At 75.6% G+C, this 3,364-nt stretch carries 4 protein-coding genes and 1 pseudogene; 1 reads left to right on the top strand and 4 read right to left on the bottom strand.

Annotated features, from left to right (window positions below; genetic code table 11):
- Window positions 1-501: pseudogene (locus GTW08_RS28900) on the top strand (hypothetical protein); the annotation flags it as partial.
- A 46-nt stretch (window positions 502-547) separates the two neighbouring features.
- On the opposite strand, the gene GTW08_RS28895 reads toward GTW08_RS28900, so the two are convergent.
- From GTW08_RS28895 to GTW08_RS28880, 4 genes are all read right to left on the bottom strand, one after another.
- Window positions 548-1,300, bottom strand: a complete 753-nt coding sequence (locus tag GTW08_RS28895) for a DivIVA domain-containing protein (RefSeq protein WP_073578200.1) — start codon at window positions 1,298-1,300, stop codon at window positions 548-550.
- Between the two features lie 59 nt (window positions 1,301-1,359).
- Window positions 1,360-1,842, bottom strand: coding sequence for a pantetheine-phosphate adenylyltransferase (coaD, locus tag GTW08_RS28890; protein ID WP_073578201.1), 483 nt, complete (start codon window positions 1,840-1,842; stop codon window positions 1,360-1,362).
- A 30-nt stretch (window positions 1,843-1,872) separates the two neighbouring features.
- A complete protein-coding gene (locus GTW08_RS28885; protein WP_301549157.1) occupies window positions 1,873-2,619 on the bottom strand; it encodes a GntR family transcriptional regulator in 747 nt (248 codons plus the stop codon).
- Between the two features lie 8 nt (window positions 2,620-2,627).
- Window positions 2,628-3,364: glucosamine-6-phosphate deaminase (locus GTW08_RS28880; protein WP_161152789.1), on the bottom strand; the 737-nt coding region annotated here is incomplete at its 5' end.

Here is a 3,364-nt window from a genome sequence, read left to right as displayed (position 1 = left end):
CTGGCCCCGTCGCTCGCGGCCTCCGTACTGGGCCGCGACGACCTGTTCAGCGGCGCCCTGGCCGTCGCCGTCTACCACCTCGCGGGACCGGCGGCGGGGCTCGCGGCCGCCCGGCTGCCCGCCGCACGCGCGCTGGCCGGCGGGGCCGTCGTGCTGGCGGCCGGCACCGCCGGGTTCGTCGGCGCGATCGCCCTCGGGAGCTTCGCCGCCTACCTCGCCGCCGCGGTCGCGGCCGGGGCCGGGTTCGGCGTCGCGTTCGCCGGCGCGATCCGGGTCCTGCTCGACCGGAGCCCGGAGGGCACGCGCGCCGGCACCCTCGCCGCGGTCTACCTGTACTGCTACCTCGCCGCCGCCGTGGCGAGCCTGCTGGCGGGGGCCGCGGTCGACGTGTGGGGCCTGGCGCCGGTGGCGTCGGTCCTGTGCGCTGTGGTCGTGGTGATGTCGGTCGTGGGCGCCGCCGGGGCCGCGCTCCGGCTCCGCAGCTCGGTGGACCCGGGGTGAGCGCCGCGTCGGCGCCCGGCCGGGACTGCGCGAGCCGCCACGGCCGTCAGTCGATGAGGTCCATCCCGGTGCCGGTGCGGCCCTGCTCCGGGGGCCGTGCGCCGCCGTAGTTCGGGCCGTACTGGCCGCGCCAGATCTGGCTGCGCCCGCGCCCGACGACGCCGAGCGCGTTGTTCAGGGTGGTCTCCAGCTCGCCCAGGGTGGTGTCGACGTAGTCGTCGCACTCCCGGCGCAGCCGGTCGGCCTCGGCGTGCGCGCCGTCGACGATCCGGCCGGCCTCGGCGTGCGCGGAACGGACGACCTCGGTCTGGGACACCAGCCGGGTCTGCTCGTTCTGCCCGTCGGCGATGAGCCGGTCGTGCGCGGCCCGGCCGGCGTGGCTCATCCGCTCGGCCTCGTCCCGGGCCCGGTCGGTGACCTCGGCGTACTGGCGGCGGCCCTCGGCGACCGCGCGCTCCGCCTCGTGGCGGGCCTCGGCCAGGGTGCGCCCGGCCTCCTCCTGCGCCTCGGCGACGAGCCGCTCGGCCTCGGTGCGCGCGTTCTGCAGCGTCTCCTCGGCCTCGGCGTTCGCCGCGGTCCGGGTCTCCTCCGCCTCGCGCTCGGCCTCGGACACGACGTCGTCGCGCCGGTCGAGCACGTCCTGGGCGTCGTCCATCTCGCCCGGGATCGCCTCGCGGACGTCGTCGAGGAGCTCCAGCACGTCGCCGCGCGGGACCACGCAGTTCGACGTCATCGGGACGCTGCGCGCCTCCTCGACGATCGTCACCAGCGCGTCCAGCGACTCGAAGACCCGGTACACGAGACGGATCCTCTCACCGTCGCGGGCGCGGACCCGTTATTGGGCGCCGCTCCCGCGTGTCAGGCGAGCCGGTCCAGCAGCCGGGTGTGCACGCTCGGCGGGAGGAACGCGGTGACGTCGCCGCCGCCGCGGGCGACCTCCTTGACCAGCGAGCTCGACACGTAGACCTGACCGGGCGCACCGGGCAGGAACAGCGTCTCGACCCCGGTCAGGTGCCGGTTCATGTGCGCCATCGGGAGCTCGTAGTCGTAGTCCGTCGCCCCGCGCAGGCCCTTGACCATCGCCTGGGCACCGCGCTCGCGGCAGTAGTCGACGACCAGACCCTGGAACGACTCGACCCGCACGCCCGGCAGGTCCGCGGTGATCTCGGTGAGCATCGCGACGCGCTCGTCGACGGAGAACAGCCCCTCCTTGCGGGGGTTCACCAGGATCGCGACGAACACCTCGTCGAACAGCGCCGCGGTGCGGGCGATGACGTCGAGGTGACCGACCGTCGGCGGGTCGTAGGAACCGGGGCAGACGGCGCGACGGACCTCGGGCATGGCCGGAACCTATCAGCCGGTGATCACCGGTCAGGCCCAGCTGCGGTCCAGCGACATGTGCAGCTCGTAGCGGTCACCGCGGTAGCGCGACACGGTGTACTCGACCGGCCGGTCGCCGGAGCTCGAGGTCCGGTCGAACACCAGGATCGGGCGCCCGGCGGGGATCCCGAGCAGGACCGCCGAGGCCTCGTCTGCCTGCTGGGCGGCGACGGTCTGCTCGGCGCGGTCGATGGGGAGCCGGTAGTGCTCCTGCAGGATCCCGTAGACCGAGCCGCTGAGGTCGTGGACGTCGAGGTCGGGGACCTGTTCGGCGTCGTACCAGGCGTCGTCGATCGACATCGGCACCCCGTCGGCGACCCGCAGCCGCCGCAGGTGCCAGCACCGGCCGTCGGGCCCCTGGCCGAGCGCGCGGACGGCCTCCGGCGGTCCGGTGGTGAGCGCGACCTCGAGGACGACCGTGGTCGGGGTCAGCCCGAGCCTGCGCATGTCGTCGTGGAAGGACGCGAGGTGCAGCCGGGAGCGCGCGGTGCGGGCGGCGACGTAGGTGCCCTTGCCGCGGACCCGGGTCAGCAGCCCGTCGCGCTCCAGCTCGCCGACGGCGGCCCGCACCGTCACCCGGCTCACGCCGTGGTCCAGACACAGCCTGCGCTCGCTGGGGAAGGCGTCGCCCGGTGCGAAGTCCCGCGCGATCGTCTCCGCGAGCAGGATGCGGAGCTGTTCGTGCTTGGGCACGACCCCGTCGCCGATCCGGACCTCGCCGTTCATGGTGCTGTCCACCGTAGCCACTACCGCCCCCGTCCCGGTGCGCCGACCTGTCCGGTGGCGACGGGCCCGGCCCGCTCCCCGGCGGCCGCCCGGTCGAGCACGAGCGTGCAGCGCGGGTGGTCGCGCAGCACGGTCGCGGGCACGTCGGTCGTGACCGGTCCGGACACCGTCGCCGCCACGGCCGCGCGCTTGCCCGCCCCGGTCGCGACGAGCACGATCCGCCGGGCCTCCATGATCGTGGCCGGTCCCTGGGTGAGCACCCGGTGCGGCACGTCCGCGGGACGGTCGAAGAAGCGGGCGTTGTCGGCGCGGGTCCGCTCGGTCAGCGTCGCGACCCGGGTGCGCGAGCCGAACGCCGAGCCGGGCTCGTTGAACCCGATGTGCCCGTTGCCGCCGATACCGAGGATCTGCAGGTCCACCGGGCCGCACGCGGCGAGCAGCCGTTCGTAGTCCGCCGCGGCCTCGGCCGGGTCCGCGCGGGTGCCGTCCGGGGCGTGCACCGCGGCCGGGTCGATGTCGAGATGGTCGGTGAGCTCGCGGCGGATGACCTCGCGGTAGGACTGCGGGTGCCCCGCGGGCAGGCCCAGGTACTCGTCGAGCAGGAAGGCGCGGGCCCCGGCGAAGGACAGCCCCTCGTCGCGGTGACGGCGGACCAGCTCGGCGTAGGCGGGCAGCGGGGAGCTGCCGGTGGCGAGCCCGAGGGTCGGCGGCCGGCCGGTGCCGCGGGCCAGGACGTCGGCGACGGCGTCGGCGACCG

It is taken from the genome of Pseudonocardia sp. SID8383, from assembly GCF_009864975.1.
GTDB classification, from domain to species: Bacteria; Actinomycetota; Actinomycetes; order Mycobacteriales; family Pseudonocardiaceae; genus Pseudonocardia; species Pseudonocardia alni.
The sequence above is the reverse complement of the archived record's forward strand: the minus strand, read 5'-3'. Positions and strand labels throughout refer to the sequence as shown.

Excerpts from the sequence above, each read along its gene's own strand:
- coaD (WP_073578201.1), bottom strand. The coding sequence starts at position 1,842 with ATGCCCGAGGTCCGTCGCGCCGTCTGCCCCGGTTCCTACGACCCGCCG.